Raw genomic sequence first — 14,934 nt, forward strand, 5'->3', positions numbered from 1 at the left:
ACTATTCACAAAAGAAGATTGACGGGAGGATCGATCATGCATTTCGCTGGTCTGCGGCGCGCCCTGATGGACGATTCCCGCTGCCCGGGGAAGCCGTCATGAGCGGTTTCGCGCCAACCGTGGGCGTGGCATCGACACACCCCGCCAATATGCCGAAGGAACACGCCGACCTTCCCGTCTGGAACGCGGAGAACTGGTTCTACGAAGACTGGCCGGTCGGCCAGAAGATCCGCTCGCTGCGCCGGACCATTGCCGAGGGCGACAGCCATCTCTTCAACACGCTGGTACTCGATATCCATCCATACGTGCAGGACCAGATGTTCGCCGAAACGGAAGGCATTTTCGGCAAGCGGCTGGTCGCCGGGGCCTTCGTGTTCTCGGCCGGGCTCGGGCTGGTCGCCACCAACTGCATCAACGCCTTTTCTTATGGCTACGACAAATTGCGCTTCATCAAGCCGGTGTTCATCGGCGACACGATTTATTCGATCCGCTCCAACCTCGACAAGAAGCCAAAATACAAGGAAATGGGGCTGATCCGCGCCAGCTATGAAGTCTTCAAGGGCCAAGGCGAGCTCGTGCTTTATTGCGAGCACCTGCAGACGGTTAAGTACCGCAATCCGGCCGATTTCGCCGGCAAGACGGAGAAATAGGCAATGGCTGCCATTGCCGAACTGCCGCTGACCGGGCTCATCGTTGTCGATATGAGCCAGTTCTTGTCGGGGCCTTACTGCTCGCTCAGACTGCTCGACCTCGGCGCCCGCGTCATCAAGATCGAACGGCCGGATGGCGGCGACCTGTCGCGCCGGCTCTATCTCAGCGACACCGAGATCGGCGGCGATTCCACTATTTTCCACGCGATCAACCGCGCCAAGGAAAGCTTTGCCATCGACCTGAAGGACGAGGCCGATCTTGCGGCACTGCGCGGCCTGCTGGCCAAGGCCGACGTGCTGATCCAGAATTTCAGACCCGGCGTCATCGAACGTCTGGGCTTCGACTACGAGGCGGTGCGCAAGATCAATCCGCGCCTGGTCTATGCCTCGATCAGCGGCTACGGCGAGGAAGGCCCGTGGGTCAAGCGACCCGGGCAGGATCTGCTGGCGCAGGCCCGCTCCGGCGTGATGTGGCTGAACGGCGACGAGGACCAGGGGCCGGTGCCCTTCGGGCTGGCGATCGCCGACATGCTGGCGGGTTCCGCCGCCGCGCAAGGCATTCTTGCGGCACTGGTGCGGCGCGGCGTGACCGGCAAGGGCAGCCATGTCGAGACCAGCCTGCTCGAAGCGCTGGTCGACTTCCAGTTCGAGGTGCTGACCACGCATCTCAATGACGGGCGCCGGCTGCCGCGGCGGTCAGCCTTCCGCAGCGCGCACGCCTATCTGTCGGCGCCCTACGGCGTCTATCCGGCCAAGGACGGCTATCTGGCGATCGCGATGACACCGATCTCGAAACTCGCCGATCTCCTCGGGCTCGAGGAACTTGCGCCCTACCGCGACCAGCCGTCGACCTGGTTCACCGCCCGCGACGAGATCAAGGCGATCATCGCGCAAAAGATCGCGACCATGACGGTCGAGGAGTGGCTCGGCATTCTCGAGCCTGCCGACATCTGGTGCGCCAAGGTTTTGACATGGCCGGAGATGATGGCCAGCGAAGGCTTCCAGGTCCTCGACATGCTGCAGACGGTGACGCGCGAGGATGACGTTTCGATCCTCACGACGCGCTCGCCGCTCAGGGTCGACGGCATCCGCGCCAAGGTCGAGCGGGCCGCGCCGCGCATCGGCGAGCACAGCGCAAAGATCCGCGCGGAGTTCGGGCTGTGAGCGACGTCACGCTCAAAGGCATGACCTGGAGCCATCCGCGCGGCTATGACCCGATGGTCGCCTGTTCGGCGCTGTGGAAGGAACGGACCGGCGTCGCAATCGAATGGGACAAGCGCTCGCTGCAGGATTTCGAATCCTTCCCGGTCGAGGAACTGGCTCGTGCCTACGACCTGATCGTCATCGACCATCCGCATGTCGGCCAGATCACCGCCGAGAGCTGCCTGACGCCGCTCGATGTCGCCGGCCGGGAAGCCGAACGCGCGGCACTTGCGGCGGGCAGTGTCGGCCGGTCCTTTCCGAGCTACAACTGGCAAGGCCGGCAGTGGGCGTTTCCGATCGACGCGGCGAGCCAGGTGCAGGCATGGCGGCCCGACATGCTTTCGGCTGCGCCGGCGAGCTGGGCCGATGCGCTCGATCTGGCGCGGCAAGGCCGTGTGTTGTTGCCGCTGAGGCCGCCGCATGCGCTGATGGTGTTCTACACGCTTGCCGGCAATCTCGGCCGGCCGGCCGGCGAAGGCCCTGGCGACCATGTCGATCCGGCAACGGGCAAGCAGGTCTTCGAGATGATGCGCGAGATCGCAGCCCTCGTCGACCCGGCCTGTCTTGGCATGGATCCGATCGCGGTTCTGGACCAAATGGCCGGATCGGGATCACGGATCGCCTGCGCGCCGCTGATCTATGGCTACGTCTCCTATGCCATTGCAGGGTTTCGACCCAACCGCCTGGCTTTCGCGGATATCCCGGCCGCGGGCAATGCCGGCCCCAAAGGCTCGGCGCTCGGCGGGACCGGCATCGCCGTGTCGGCCTTTTCGAAGGCGAGGCAGAAGGCAATCGACTTCGCCTACTGGATCGCCAGCGGCGACGTGCAGCGCGGCCCCTACGCCTTGGCCGGCGGCCAGCCCGGCCACGCCGCGGCCTGGGAGGATGCCGCCGTCAATGCCGCCGCCGGCAATTTCTACAAGAACACCCGAACCACGCTCGAAGGTGCCTGGGTCAGGCCGCGGCACGACGGCTACATGGCGTTCCAGCAGGCGGCGTCCGATCGCATCAATCTCGGCCTGAGCGAAAGGCACAATGCGGCTCGCGTCGTTGCCGATCTCAATCGCCTGTTTCGGGAGAGCCTTTCGACGCAGGTGTCCGGCGTTGCCGGCGGAGGAGCCTGAAAACAAGCGAACGGAGGAGAACATGAACAGCCTGATCCGCGGCCTTATGGCCGCAACCGCACTTGCATCGGTCACGACCATAGCCTGCGCTCAAGACGTTTCGGGCGTGATTGCTGGATTGCCGACCGAACTGAAGGCGCAATATGACGGCGCGCCTCAGAAGGTGCTGCCGTCGGCCTGGGATAATTTCACGCCGCCGCCAAAGCCATGGAAATGGTGCCACTCTGAGTCCTACCAGGGCAATCCGTGGCGCGTCACCGTCACCAAGGAGTTGAAGCGGCTGGTCGACGGCCTGATCGCCGACGGCACCGTGGCGAGCTTCGAGGTGTCGGATTCCAACAACGACGCCAGTCAGCAGATCAACCAGATCCGCGCCTTCATCGACAAGAAATGCTCAATCATCACCTCGATCCCCGGCTCGGCGACGGCGCTGGACGATGCCATCGATGCCGCAGCCAAAGCCGGCATCCCCTTCATCACGGCAGCTGGGTCAGTGACCAGCCCGAATGCGATCAACGTCGATTCCAACTATGCGCGCTGGGGCTATGACATGATGACCGCGATCGGCAAGGCAATGCCGGACGGCGGCAGCGTGCTTCTGGTCGAAGGGATTGCCGGTCACCCGATCGTCGTGCAGGAGCGCCAGGGTGCCGACAAGGCCCTGGCCGAAAATTCAAAGCTCAAGGTCTCGCGCAGCGTCAACGGCAATTGGACCGCTAACGTCACCAAGACGGCGGTGCTGCAGGCGATCGCCACCAATCCGGCGCCGATCGATGCGGTGTGGACGACGGGCAGCGAAAGCCGCGTCGTTGCCGAGGCCTTTGCCGAGGCCGGCCGCCCTGCCCCGCTGATCACCGGCTCGATCACCGGCGATGCGCTCGGCTATTGGAAGGCCAATCCCGACAAATACCGCTTCGAAGGCCATGCGGTTCTGCCGCACTGGACGGCCGAGACGCTGTTTCGTGTCGGCGTGCGCTTGCTGGATGGGCAGAAGCCGAAGCTCAACACGCTGCTGATCCCGATTCCGCCGGTGCACAATGCCGACCTCGGTGCCTGGTACAAGGACTGCATGACGCCGGACGCCGTCTCGATCTTCCCGGTCCCGCCGAAGGATCCGATGCCGGAGGAATGGCTCGATGCCTACTTCGCCAATCCGGCACCGACCAAGGGCTGGGATTATTCTAAGGTGCCGGACGCCTGCGCCAAGTAAGACCAGTGAAAGCCGGCTCCGCAGGGGCGGTGCCGGCTTTCTCCATCAGGATTGCTCATGCTGGAAGTCCAGGCCATCTCGAAACGCTACGGTGAGACGATTGCGCTGGCCAATGCCTCCATCGCATTCCGCGCCGGCACGATCCACACCATCCTGGGCGAGAACGGTTCGGGCAAGAGCACGCTGGTCAAGCTGCTGTCGGGGATCGTGCAGCCGGACAGCGGCGCGATCCTGCTCGACGGAGCGCCCTTTACCGGCCACTCGCCGGCGGCCTTCCACGGCGCCGGGTTCGCCACCGTGTTCCAGGAAGTGCTGATCGCGCCTGACCGTTCGGTGACCGACAACATCCTGCTCGGCCTCGACGGCCTGCTGACGCGCACCGTGCCACGCGCCGAGCGGCGGCAGCGCGCGCAAGCGGTGCTGAAGCGCTTTGCGGTGACCGAGATCCCGCTCGACCAATTGGCCGGGCAATTGCCGCTTGCGGTTCAGCAATTGGTGGTGCTCGCCCGCGCCGTGGTCCGCAACCCGCGCATTCTCATCCTCGACGAGGTTACGGCGGCGCTCGACTTTGCCGATCGCGAGGCGGTCTTTGCCATGATGCGCAAGCTTGCCTCGGAAGGCTGTCTGATCCTGTTCATCACCCACCGCATGGACGAGGTGATGGCGCTTTCGGACCGGATTTCCGTGCTGCGCGGCGGCAGCGTGGTGACGACCGAGGAACGCGGCACGTCCACCGCATCCGAACTTCTCAGGGCGATGGCGCCACGCACGGCGGCGGAGCTGGCGCATGGCTGATTGCGCCAGCCTTTCGGTGCGCGGCCTGGTGATCGCGCCGGGCGCAAGCCCCATGACGCAAACCATTGCGCCGGGCGAGATCGTCGGCCTTGCCGGCCTCGACGGCCACGGCCAGGAGCGGTTCCTGAAAGTGCTGGCCGGCCTGGAACGCCCGGCCGGCGGCGAGGTGACTGTCGAGGCGCCCACCGGAGCGCGCGCGATCACCAATTTCCGCAAGGCGGTCGCCGGCGGCATCGCCTATTTGCCGCGCGACCGGCGCGCCACCGGCATTTTTCCGACCCAATCGGTGCTCGACAATTTTGCCGTCTCGACGCTGTCGCGCGATATGCGTTTCGGCCTGCTCAGCTTTGCCGCGCGGCGGCAGCGCTATGAGCGCTACCGGGACAGACTGTCGATCATCGCGCCACGGCCGGACGCCCCGATCACCACGCTTTCCGGCGGCAATCAGCAGAAGGTGCTGCTGGCCCGTGCACTGGCGCTGGAACCGGCGATCCTGCTGCTCAATGATCCGACGCGCGGTGTCGACGTGGCGACGCGCCATGTCCTCTACGATGTGTTTCGTGGACTGGCGGCGGACGGCATGGCGCTTGTCATCCTGTCGAGCGAGATCGAGGAGATCTTGCTGCTTTGCCATCGCGTGCTGGTGTTCCGCGAGCAGCAGGTGGCGGCTGAAATCACCGGAGACGAAATGAAAAGCGATACGGTGATCGCCGCCATGTTCGGACGCGCCGCATGAGCGGCTTGCGGCGCATGGCGGCGCGATGGCGCGGCGCGGGCTTTGCGGCAGTGCTGTTGGTGATCCTGATCGCGGTCAATCTGCTGCTCAATCCGGCGCGCTTCCATCCTGCCGCCTGGGGCGCGCTGATCGGGCTCGCCGCGCCGCTGGTTGGCGCAGCGCTCGCCTCGGCGCCAGTGATCCTCGCCGGGCGCGGCGGCATCGACATTTCCGTCGGGCCATTGATGGGCTTCGTCAACGCAATGGTGATCCAGCTGCTGTTCCTCAGGCTTGGGATGTCTTCGCCGCTGGTCATTGTGCCGGCGGCGCTTTTGATCGGCGCGATCGTCGGCGCCGCCAACGGCTTTCTGGCGACCATCGTCCGCATCCAGCCGATCGTTGCGACGCTCGGCACCTATCTGATCCTCACCGGCATGACGTTGACCATCCTGCCGGCGCCGATCGGGCCGGCGCCGGGCTGGCTGAAGGCAATGGCCGGACCCTGGTCGGCACTGCCGCTGTCGCTGATCTTCCTGTCCTGGTGGCTGGTGCGGCAGACGCCTTATTACGACCAGCTGATGGCGGTGGGCAGCGACGACCGCGCCGCCTACACGGCGGGCGTTCCGGTGACGAAAGTGCGTTTCATCGCCTATGTCATGACCGGCATTCTCGCCGCCTGTGCCGGCCTGATGCTGACCGCGCTGATCGGCTCGGCCGACCCCAATATCGGGCCAACCTACACGCTGATCGCGATCGCCGCGGTGGCGCTCGGCGGAGTCAGCCTTGCCGGCGGGCGCGGCGGGCTCGCCGGGGCCGCGATCGGCGCCATCGACATCTTCCTGCTGCAGAGCGTGCTGACCGCCTTCAACGTCTCCACTTATGTGCTGCAGATCGCCTATGGTGCGATCCTGGTTGTGGCCGTGATCATGACGGCGCTGCAGGAGCGGCTATCAGGGCGGAAAGGCTGAGAAGCATGCGCCAGACCTGGTTCCAGTCCACCAATGCCCGCGTCGCCGGTGCCTTTGCCGTCGCTGTCGCCTTGCATCTCCTTGGCACCTTGCTCATTCCGGGCTACTCCCAGCCCTTCGCCATCCGGGCACTGTTGGTGATCGCCTCGCTGCTGGCGGTGGCATCGATCGGCCAGACCCTCGTCGTCATTCTCGGCGGCATCGATCTGTCGATCCCCTTCATCATCGGCTTTGCCAATGTCGTTGCCGCACAGCTCTACGGCGGCGGTTGGAATTTTGCTCTTGTCTGCGCGGTCGTCGTCGCGCTCGCCATACTGATCGGGGCGCTGAACGGCCTGATCTCGCGCGGGCTCGACATCCACCCGCTGATTGTCACGCTCGGCGTCGGCATGATCGTGCAAGGCGCCGTGCTGTTGTGGACCGGCGGCTTTCCATCGGGATCGGCGCCTGCAGCGGTTTCCGCCTTCGTTTCGATCGGCGGTTCGGTCGGACCGCTGCCGGTGCCGGGGCTGGTGCCATGCGTCGCGGTGCTGACCTTGCTGGTGGCGCTGGTGCTGGCGCGCACGCCATACGGCCGCCGTCTCTATGCCCTCGGCAGCAATCCAGGTGCTGCGCCGCTGGCGCTGATCGATCCGGTCGGCATGTGGACCGTGACCTATGCCGCGAGCGCCTTCTTTGCCGCCGCGGCCGGCGTGCTGCTGCTCGGCTTCACCGGTTCGGCCTATGGCGATGTCGGCCAGCCCTATCTGTTCCAGACGATTGCCGCAGTGGTGGTCGGCGGCGCCGCCCTTGTCGGTGGCCGCGGCAGCTATTTCGGCACCATTGCCGGCGTGCTGGTGCTGACGGAGATCAACACGCTGCTGATCGGGCTCGGCTTCCGGCCCTCGACCGTGCAGGCGGCACTTGGCCTGGTCATCGTGCTCCTGGTTTCGCTCTACGGCCGCGAGCGGCACGTGTCGGCGACGATCTGAGCCGGCCTACAAACTCCACAGCCGCCTGGCGTTGCCTGACAACAGCTTTTGCCGTTCGTCATCGCTTGCGCCGGCAAGCAGCGCGTGCGTCGCCGCAATCCAGGTCGCAAGCCCGCCGCCAAGCGTGCAGACCGGCCAGTCGCTGCCCCAGACGACGCGTTCCCAGCCGAAGCATTCGATGGTGTGCTCGACATAGGGACGCAGCGTATCAACAGTCCAGGATCCGGCATCTGCGTAAGCGACGACACCAGAAATTTTGCCGACGACATTCGGGCGCCGCGCGATCTCCGCCATGTGCTCGCGCCAGGGGTGCTCGGCACCACCCTTGATATCGGGCACGCCGCAATGGTCGAGCACGAACTGCACGTCCGGCGCGAGGTCGGCGAGTGCAATCGCCTTGGGGATCTGGTGTGGCAGAACGACAAGGTCGAAGGTCAGGCCGCTGCCGGCTAGCCGCTCGATGTTTTCGCGGAACAGCGCGCCTTCCGACAGTTCATCCGGCATGACGTGCAGCACGCGGCGAAATCCCCTTACGAAAGGATCGGCGCGCTGGCGCTCGAGATAGGCGGCAAAGCCGGGCTCTTCCGGACGGCAGGAGGCAATCGCTCCCCTCAGCAAACTACCCTTTTGCCGCGATAGCGCTTTGACACGGTTGGTTTCAGCCTCGATGTCGGCTGGATCGACATCGACCTCCATGTGCAATGCGCCCTCGATGCCTGCGCGGCGGGCCTGGATCGCATATTCGTCGTAGGAGAAATCGCGGTTGAGCGCCGGCACGCCGGCCAACCAGGGGTAGCGCAGCGCCGATTGGTCGATCAGGTGCAGATGGGTGTCGAAGATCATGGTGGCGCGCTCCTCCTTGGCGACTTCGAGATCATCTCACGGAGAAATTCTTCATTCAAATAAGAATTCATCGCGATTGCTTGACGGTCGATCCCGCCAGTTGCGACAGCTTTTCGGTCGCTGCCAGCAACAGCTCTATCGTCCTGGTGATGTCGGGCGCCTTCGGTGCGTTGACCAGGGTTATGTAGGGAATTGACAGTGCGGCGATTGCCTTGCCGTCCGAGCCGAGAACGGGCGTCGACAGATTGAACACGCCGGCCGTCTGCATCGACGCCATCATCTCGTAGCCGCGTTCCCTGATCTGGTCGAGGCGGGCGAAGAATTCCGGCGACTGCGGCGGCTTGTCGGTACTGCGCAGATGTTCTGAGATCATCATCTGCCGCTCTTCCGGCGGGCGGAACGCCAGCAATACATGGCCGGACCCGGTGTCGAACAGGCTGATATGCGAGCCGACGCGGATGGAGATGCCCCAGTAATCCGGCGCCTCCTGCTGTGCGATCACTACCGCGGAACCGCGGTCGAAGACGACCAGCTGATTTGCCTGCTGTGTGGTTTCGGCCAGTTCGCGCATCAGCGGCGTCGCATAGGAAGCCAGCCGGCGCACCGGCGCGTGCAGCTGCGCCAGGCCAAACAGCTTGAGCGTCAGCGAGTAACGGTCGCCATCCGGCCGCGTGACGTAGCCGCGCCGCACCAGCCGATCCAGCATGCGATAGAACTCGTTCGGGCTGCGGTCGAGCTTCTTGGCGATTTCCGCCTGCGTCAGGCCGCCATCGACGCCGGCCAGCAGCTCGAGGATGTCGAGCCCCTTGTCCAACGCCGGGGCTCGATAGCGCTCGTCTTCCTCGTCCTCTGCCATTGGGCTTCTCCAGTGAATTTCGCATTTCATATACGCATAGCGGTTGCTTCCGGAAGAACTTTCGGCTTGACGATCCTATAAATATTTTGTTTGTATATGAATGAAGCTGCCGATCAGCCCTCGCTATGGATCGACGCAGACTCTTGGGAGGATACCAATGACGAAACTGTTTTGCGGCCTGTCGGCCGGCGTAACGCTGCTCGCACTGGGTGCGAGTGCCCTTGCTGCCGACCTGCCCGGCAAATTCGACGGCGTCACCATCGACGCCAAGCTGATCGGCGGCCAGCAATATGAAGGTCTGTACGCGCGCATCGGCGAATGGGAAAAACTGACCGGCGCCAAGGTCAACGTGATCTCGAAGAAAAACCACTTCGAGCTCGACAAGGAAATCAAGTCGGACATCGCCTCCGGCAGCATCAACTGGTGCGTTGGGTCGAACCACTCGTCCTTCGCGCCGCAATATCCTGATATCTACACCGATCTCAACAAGCTGCTGCCGAAGGAGGAGATCGACGCCTTCGTGCCGTCGACGATCAAGGCCTCGACGCTCGAGGGCAAGCTGGTAATGCTGCCGCGCGCGCAGTTCGACGTCTCGGCGCTCTATTACCAGAAGAGCCTCTACAAGGACGAAGCCAAGAAGGCCGCCTACAAGGCCAAGTACGGCAAGGAGCTGACACCGCCCGACACCTGGGACGAGGTCGCCCAGCAGGCGGAATTCTTCGCCAGCCCGCCCGATTTCTACGGCACCCAGTTCGCCGGCAAGGAAGAGGCGATCAACGGCCGCTTTTACGAGATGCTCATCGCCGACGGCGGCGAATACCTCGACAAGGATGGCAAGCCGGCCTTCAACTCGGAAGCCGGCGTGCACGCGCTCGACTGGTTCGTCAATCTCTACAAGGCCAAGGCGGTGCCGGCCGGCACCACCAACTATCTGTGGGACGATCTCGGCCAGGGCTTTGCCTCAGGCACCGTCGCCATCAACCTCGACTGGCCGGGCTGGGCAGGCTTCTTCAACGATCCGAAGTCGTCGAAGGTCGCCGGCAATGTCGGGGTGAAGGTGGCGCCGAAGGGATCGGCCGGCATTCGCACCGGCTGGTCGGGGCACCACGGATTTTCGGTCACCGAAAACTGCGCCAGCAAGGAAGCTGCAGCGTCGCTGGTCTGGTTCCTGACCAATGAGGACAGCCAGAAGCTCGAGGCGGCAAGCGGCCCACTGCCGACCCGCACAGCGGTGTGGGACTGGGACATCCAGCAGGCGGCCAGCGATCCTTACAAGAAGGAAGTGCTGGCGGCTTTCCAGGAAGAGGCAAAGCACGCTTTTGCCGTGCCGCAGACACCTCAATGGATCGAAATCTCCAACGCCGTCTATCCCGAACTGCAGGCCGCCATCCTTGGTGACAAGACCTCCAAGCAGGCGCTGGACGACGCTGCCGCCAAGGCTACCCAGATTCTTGAAGACGCCGGCAAGCTTTGACCATTCTCCCAAGGGGCGCCGCGCTCATCGAAGAGCGGCGCCCCCGAACTTTTTACGAACCATGCGCAAAACGCTTTGTCTTGATCCCGGCTCGCCAATGGCGGCCTACGGTGTCCGGGCACCAACCAGAACCGGATCGCCATGAAAGGCTGGAGACCTTCGCCGCCATTGCTGCTCCTGCTGCCGGCGGTGATCGTGCTGGCGGCTGTGGTGGTAGTGCCGTTGCTGCTATCGCTCTACTCCAGCTTCACGCCGTTCCGGCTGACCAGGCCGGAGACGTTCTGGGTCTTCATCGGCGCGCGCAACTACGTCGCCATCCTGACCAGCCGCGCTTTCTGGGTCGCCTTTGCCCGCACCGTGGTGCTGCTGACGGTGGCGCTCAACCTGGAAATGCTGATCGGGCTCGGGCTTGCACTGCTGGTGGAGAAGGCATCGCGCGGCCAGCGGATCCTGCGGACCATCATGATGTTTCCGATGATGTTTTCGCCGATCCTCGTCGGCTTCCAGTTCAAATTCATGTTCAACGACAATATCGGACTGGTGAACAACGCCCTGCAGGGGCTCGGCCTGACCGACCGCGCCATCCCGTGGCTGATCGACGGCAATCTCGCCTTCATCGCTATCCTGATCGCCGAGATCTGGTCGTCGACTTCGGTGTTCGCGATCCTGATCCTTGCCGGGCTGCTGGCGATGCCGCGCGAACCGGTCGAGGCCGCCCGCGTCGACGGCTGTACGCCTTGGCAGACATTCCGCTATGTCACCTGGCCGTTCATCATGCCGTTTGCCTTCATCGCCATGACCATCCGCTCGCTCGACGTCGCGCGCGCCTATGACATCGTCAAGATCATGACCGACGGCGGCCCTGCCGGCCGCACCGAACTCGTCTGGACGCTGGTCGCCCGCACCGCCTACAGCGACGCCAGGATGGGAATGGCCAATGCCATGGCCTATTTCTCGATCCTGCTGTCCATCCTGTTCACCGTCTATTTCTACCGCAAGCTCGCCGCGGCGCGCACGCAGATCGCGGCGGAGTGGTGAGGATGGACCAGAACAGCCTGCATCGCGTCGGCAACAAAGCGCTCGGCATCGTTCACGGCATCGGACTGTTCCTGGCCATGCTGGTCATCTGCCTGCCCGGCATTTGGATCGTGCTGTCGTCGCTGCGGCCGACTGTCGAGATCATGGCCAAGCCGCCGGTGTGGATCCCGCAGCAACTCTCGCTCGACGCCTACATCGCCATGTTCAGCGGCGTCGGCCAGGGCGGCATTCCGGTGCTCGACTACTTCCGCAATTCGCTGATCATCTCGGTGACCTCGACGGTGATCGCCATCGTCATCGGTATGGCCGGCGGCTATGCCTTTGCGCGCTACCGCTTCCGCGCCAAGTCGGCGATGTTCCTCGGCCTGATGCTGACTCGCACGGTACCTGGCATTGCGCTGTCGCTGCCGCTGTTCTTCGTCTTTGCGCGGCTCGGCATCATCGACACGCATTTTGGGCTGATCCTGGTCTATGTCGCGCTCAACGTGCCCTTCACCGTCTGGCTGATCGACGGCTTTTTCCGCCAGGTGCCGAAAGATCTCGCCGAAGCCGCGCAGATCGACGGCTGCACGCGCTGGCAGGCCTTCTGGCAGGTCGAGTTTCCGCTCGCCGGCCCCGGCATCGCCTCGGCCGGCATCTTTGCCTTCCTCACCTCGTGGAACGAATTCGCGCTCGCCTCGCAGCTGACACGCTCGATCAACTCCAAGACCCTGCCGGTCGGCCTGCTCGACTATACGGCCGAATTCACCATCGACTGGCGCGGTATGTGCGCGCTGGCCGTGGTCATGATCATACCGGCGCTCACGCTTACCTTCATCGTCCAGAAACACCTCGTCGGCGGCCTCACGTCCGGCGCGGTGAAAGGCTGACATGGCAACTGTATCGCTCAAGAAACTCACCAAGAGCTACGGTCCGGTGGCGGTGGTACACGGCATCGACCTCGAGGTCGCCGACCGCGAGTTCATCGCGCTGGTCGGGCCGTCCGGCTGCGGCAAGTCGACGACCCTGCGCATGATCGCCGGCCTCGAGGCGATCAGCGACGGCGTCATCGAGATCGGCGGCCGCATGGTCAACGATCTGCCGCCGCGCTCGCGCAACATCTCGATGGTGTTCCAGTCCTATGCGCTCTACCCGCACATGACGGTGCGCGAAAACCTCGGCTTCTCGCTGAAGATAGCCGGCGCCGCGAAAGAAGAAATGGACCGTCGCGTTGCCGAGGCGTCCGGCATTCTCGGCCTCGACCAGTTGCTCGACCGCCGGCCGTCGCAACTGTCCGGCGGACAGCGCCAGCGGGTCGCTATGGGCCGCGCCATCGTGCGCGATCCCGACGTCTTCCTGTTCGACGAGCCGCTTTCCAATCTCGACGCCAAGCTGAGAACGCAGATGCGCACCGAGATCAAGAAACTGCATGCCAAGGTCCGGTCGACGGTGATCTACGTCACCCACGACCAGGTCGAAGCGATGACATTGGCCGACCGCATCGTCATCATGCGTGACGGGTTCATCGAGCAGGTCGGCACACCCGACGAGGTCTTCCGACGGCCGCAGACACGCTTCGTCGCCGGCTTCATCGGCTCGCCGCCGATGAACCTGCATGAGGCGGTCGTCGACGACGGACAGCTGCTGTTCGCCAGCGGCGAGAGATTGCCTCTGCCCAGCCAGTTCAAGGCGAACGTCGGGACTGGTGACAAGGTCGTGTTCGGCCTCAGGCCCGACGACATCTATCCGACCGGACACGGCATCAGCTCCGGCGAAGAGGTCGACGTCCACCAGGTGGAGTTGCCGGTGACCGTCACCGAGCCGCTCGGCAACGAGACGCTGGTGTTCGCCGAATTCAACGGCAGCGACTGGGTATCTCGGATGCTCAATCCAAAGCCGCTCAAAGCCGGCGACCGGGTCAAGATGAGCCTGGACCTGTCGCAGGCCCATCTGTTTTCTGCCGATACCGGCAAGACATTGCGAGGTTAAAACATGGCAAAGATCGAGAAGGTCGAACTGCGGATGGTCGACCTGGTGCCGAAGGTCAAGCGCAGCGATGCCATCCAGAGTTTTGTCAGCCAGGAAACACCGATCGTCACCATCACCGACGCCGACGGCGCGGTCGGCACCGGCTACAGCTATACGATCGGCACCGGCGGCTCCTCGGTGATGCGGCTCCTTGCCGACCACCTTTCGCCGCGGCTGATCGGCCGCGACGCCGACATGATCGAGGCGATCTGGCACGAGCTGGAATTCGCCACCCACGCCACGACGATCGGCGCGATCACGGCAATCGCGCTCGCGGCCATCGACACTGCCCTTTGGGACCTGCGGGCGAAGAAGCAGGGCCTGCCGCTGTGGAAACTGGCCGGTGGCGCCAAGGACCGCTGCCAGCTTTATACGACCGAAGGCGGCTGGCTGCATATCGAGACCGACGCGCTGGTCGAGGACGCGCTGGCCGCCAAGGCCAAGGGTTTTCGCGGCTCGAAGGTCAAGATCGGCAAGCCGCACGGTTCCGAAGATCTTGCCCGGCTGACGGCGGTGCGCCGGGCGGTTGGAGACGCCTACGAGATCATGACCGACTGCAACCAGGGCTTTACGGTCGACGAGGCAATCCGCCGGGCCGAGCGCCTGCGTGAACTCGACCTCGCCTGGATAGAGGAGCCGCTGCCGGCCGACGACATTGACGGCCATGTGCGGCTGTCGAGTGCCACATCGACGCCGGTCGCCGTCGGCGAGTCGCTCTATTCGATCCGGCATTTCCGCGAATATATGCAAAAGGGCGCATGCTCGATCGTGCAGGTCGATGTCGGTCGCATCGGCGGCATCACGCCGTGGCTGAAGGTGGCGCATGCAGCCGAGGCGTTCGACATACCGGTCTGCCCGCATTTCCTGATGGAACTGCATGTCAGCCTGACATGCGCCGTTCAGAACGGCAGATATGTCGAGTATATTCCCCAGCTCGACGAGCTGACCGGCAAGAAAATGCGTATCGAGGACGGGCACGCATTGGCGCCGGACGAGCCCGGCATCGGCATCGACTGGGACTGGGATGCGATCAAGGCGAAGAGCATCGCGGAATTCACCACGACGATAGTGAAATAGGAG

Annotated in this window: 15 protein-coding genes; 13 read left to right on the forward strand and 2 right to left on the reverse strand. The window is 64.0% G+C overall.

Features of this window, described 5'->3' with window-relative positions; translation table 11 throughout:
• Positions 1 to 98: 98 nt before the first annotated feature.
• The 8 genes from NKI19_RS08780 to NKI19_RS08815 are packed head-to-tail and all read left to right on the forward strand — an operon-like array spanning position 99 to position 7,636.
• Complete coding sequence (locus NKI19_RS08780; protein WP_352488528.1) at positions 99 to 650, forward strand: MaoC family dehydratase; 552 nt, start codon at positions 99 to 101, stop codon at positions 648 to 650.
• A 3-nt stretch (positions 651 to 653) separates the two neighbouring features.
• On the forward strand, positions 654 to 1,814 hold the full coding sequence (locus tag NKI19_RS08785) for a CaiB/BaiF CoA transferase family protein (RefSeq protein WP_352488527.1): 1,161 nt from the start codon (positions 654 to 656) through the stop codon (positions 1,812 to 1,814).
• A gap of 20 nt (positions 1,815 to 1,834) precedes the next feature.
• Positions 1,835 to 2,977: an extracellular solute-binding protein gene (locus NKI19_RS08790; RefSeq protein WP_352488586.1), complete on the forward strand. Its 1,143-nt coding sequence runs from the start codon at positions 1,835 to 1,837 to the stop codon at positions 2,975 to 2,977.
• Positions 2,978 to 2,999: 22 nt separating this feature from the next.
• Positions 3,000 to 4,187 (forward strand): ABC transporter substrate-binding protein, encoded by a 1,188-nt coding sequence (locus tag NKI19_RS08795; protein WP_352488525.1) that lies wholly within the window; start codon positions 3,000 to 3,002, stop codon positions 4,185 to 4,187.
• 57 nt (positions 4,188 to 4,244) lie between these two features.
• The gene (locus NKI19_RS08800; RefSeq protein WP_352488523.1) at positions 4,245 to 4,982 is read left to right on the forward strand and encodes an ATP-binding cassette domain-containing protein; all 738 of its coding nucleotides are present in this window, start codon (positions 4,245 to 4,247) and stop codon (positions 4,980 to 4,982) included.
• Complete coding sequence (locus NKI19_RS08805) at positions 4,975 to 5,718, forward strand: ATP-binding cassette domain-containing protein (protein ID WP_352488521.1); 744 nt, start codon at positions 4,975 to 4,977, stop codon at positions 5,716 to 5,718. Before NKI19_RS08800 ends, NKI19_RS08805 begins: the two co-directional genes overlap by 8 nt.
• The gene (locus tag NKI19_RS08810; protein WP_352488520.1) at positions 5,715 to 6,665 is read left to right on the forward strand and encodes an ABC transporter permease; all 951 of its coding nucleotides are present in this window, start codon (positions 5,715 to 5,717) and stop codon (positions 6,663 to 6,665) included. The genes NKI19_RS08805 and NKI19_RS08810 overlap by 4 nt, the downstream gene beginning before the upstream one ends.
• 5 nt (positions 6,666 to 6,670) lie before the next feature.
• On the forward strand, positions 6,671 to 7,636 hold the full coding sequence (locus tag NKI19_RS08815) for an ABC transporter permease (protein ID WP_352488518.1): 966 nt from the start codon (positions 6,671 to 6,673) through the stop codon (positions 7,634 to 7,636).
• Between the two features lie 6 nt (positions 7,637 to 7,642).
• Here the strand turns inward: NKI19_RS08815 and NKI19_RS08820 are convergent, their stop codons facing one another.
• On the reverse strand, positions 7,643 to 8,479 hold the full coding sequence (locus NKI19_RS08820; RefSeq protein ID WP_352488517.1) for an amidohydrolase family protein: 837 nt from the start codon (positions 8,477 to 8,479) through the stop codon (positions 7,643 to 7,645).
• A gap of 67 nt (positions 8,480 to 8,546) precedes the next feature.
• A complete protein-coding gene (locus NKI19_RS08825) occupies positions 8,547 to 9,335 on the reverse strand; it encodes an IclR family transcriptional regulator (protein WP_352488516.1) in 789 nt (262 codons plus the stop codon).
• A 157-nt stretch (positions 9,336 to 9,492) separates the two neighbouring features.
• Here NKI19_RS08825 and NKI19_RS08830 point away from each other — a divergent pair, with 157 nt between their 5' ends.
• The 5 genes from NKI19_RS08830 to NKI19_RS08850 all read left to right on the forward strand — a co-directional run bounded on the left by NKI19_RS08830 (position 9,493) and on the right by NKI19_RS08850 (position 14,931).
• A complete protein-coding gene (locus NKI19_RS08830) occupies positions 9,493 to 10,809 on the forward strand; it encodes an ABC transporter substrate-binding protein (protein WP_352488515.1) in 1,317 nt (438 codons plus the stop codon).
• Positions 10,810 to 10,950: 141 nt separating this feature from the next.
• Positions 10,951 to 11,847, forward strand: coding sequence for a carbohydrate ABC transporter permease (locus NKI19_RS08835; RefSeq protein ID WP_352488513.1), 897 nt, complete (start codon positions 10,951 to 10,953; stop codon positions 11,845 to 11,847).
• Between the two features lie 2 nt (positions 11,848 to 11,849).
• Positions 11,850 to 12,716 carry a carbohydrate ABC transporter permease gene (locus NKI19_RS08840; RefSeq protein WP_352465970.1) on the forward strand — a complete coding sequence of 289 codons (867 nt, stop codon included), beginning with the start codon at positions 11,850 to 11,852 and terminating at the stop codon, positions 12,714 to 12,716.
• A gap of 1 nt (position 12,717) precedes the next feature.
• Positions 12,718 to 13,815, forward strand: a complete 1,098-nt coding sequence (locus tag NKI19_RS08845; protein ID WP_352488512.1) for an ABC transporter ATP-binding protein — start codon at positions 12,718 to 12,720, stop codon at positions 13,813 to 13,815.
• 3 nt (positions 13,816 to 13,818) lie between these two features.
• Entirely contained in the window at positions 13,819 to 14,931 is a 1,113-nt protein-coding gene (locus tag NKI19_RS08850; protein WP_352488511.1) for a mandelate racemase/muconate lactonizing enzyme family protein, read from the forward strand.
• Positions 14,932 to 14,934 lie beyond the last annotated feature (3 nt).

Source organism: Mesorhizobium sp. M0751 (assembly GCF_040320265.1).
Classification (GTDB): Bacteria; Pseudomonadota; Alphaproteobacteria; order Rhizobiales; family Rhizobiaceae; genus Mesorhizobium.

Coding starts and splice junctions, on each gene's coding strand:
- NKI19_RS08780 (WP_352488528.1), top strand. CDS start 99: ATGAGCGGTTTCGCGCCAACCGTGGGCGTGGCATCGACACACCCCGCC.
- NKI19_RS08785 (WP_352488527.1), top strand. CDS start 654: ATGGCTGCCATTGCCGAACTGCCGCTGACCGGGCTCATCGTTGTCGAT.
- NKI19_RS08790 (WP_352488586.1), top strand. CDS start 1,835: ATGACCTGGAGCCATCCGCGCGGCTATGACCCGATGGTCGCCTGTTCG.
- NKI19_RS08795 (WP_352488525.1), top strand. CDS start 3,000: ATGAACAGCCTGATCCGCGGCCTTATGGCCGCAACCGCACTTGCATCG.
- NKI19_RS08800 (WP_352488523.1), top strand. CDS start 4,245: ATGCTGGAAGTCCAGGCCATCTCGAAACGCTACGGTGAGACGATTGCG.
- NKI19_RS08805 (WP_352488521.1), top strand. CDS start 4,975: ATGGCTGATTGCGCCAGCCTTTCGGTGCGCGGCCTGGTGATCGCGCCG.
- NKI19_RS08810 (WP_352488520.1), top strand. CDS start 5,715: ATGAGCGGCTTGCGGCGCATGGCGGCGCGATGGCGCGGCGCGGGCTTT.
- NKI19_RS08815 (WP_352488518.1), top strand. CDS start 6,671: ATGCGCCAGACCTGGTTCCAGTCCACCAATGCCCGCGTCGCCGGTGCC.
- NKI19_RS08820 (WP_352488517.1), bottom strand. CDS start 8,479: ATGATCTTCGACACCCATCTGCACCTGATCGACCAATCGGCGCTGCGC.
- NKI19_RS08825 (WP_352488516.1), bottom strand. CDS start 9,335: ATGGCAGAGGACGAGGAAGACGAGCGCTATCGAGCCCCGGCGTTGGAC.
- NKI19_RS08830 (WP_352488515.1), top strand. CDS start 9,493: ATGACGAAACTGTTTTGCGGCCTGTCGGCCGGCGTAACGCTGCTCGCA.
- NKI19_RS08835 (WP_352488513.1), top strand. CDS start 10,951: ATGAAAGGCTGGAGACCTTCGCCGCCATTGCTGCTCCTGCTGCCGGCG.
- NKI19_RS08840 (WP_352465970.1), top strand. CDS start 11,850: ATGGACCAGAACAGCCTGCATCGCGTCGGCAACAAAGCGCTCGGCATC.
- NKI19_RS08845 (WP_352488512.1), top strand. CDS start 12,718: ATGGCAACTGTATCGCTCAAGAAACTCACCAAGAGCTACGGTCCGGTG.
- NKI19_RS08850 (WP_352488511.1), top strand. CDS start 13,819: ATGGCAAAGATCGAGAAGGTCGAACTGCGGATGGTCGACCTGGTGCCG.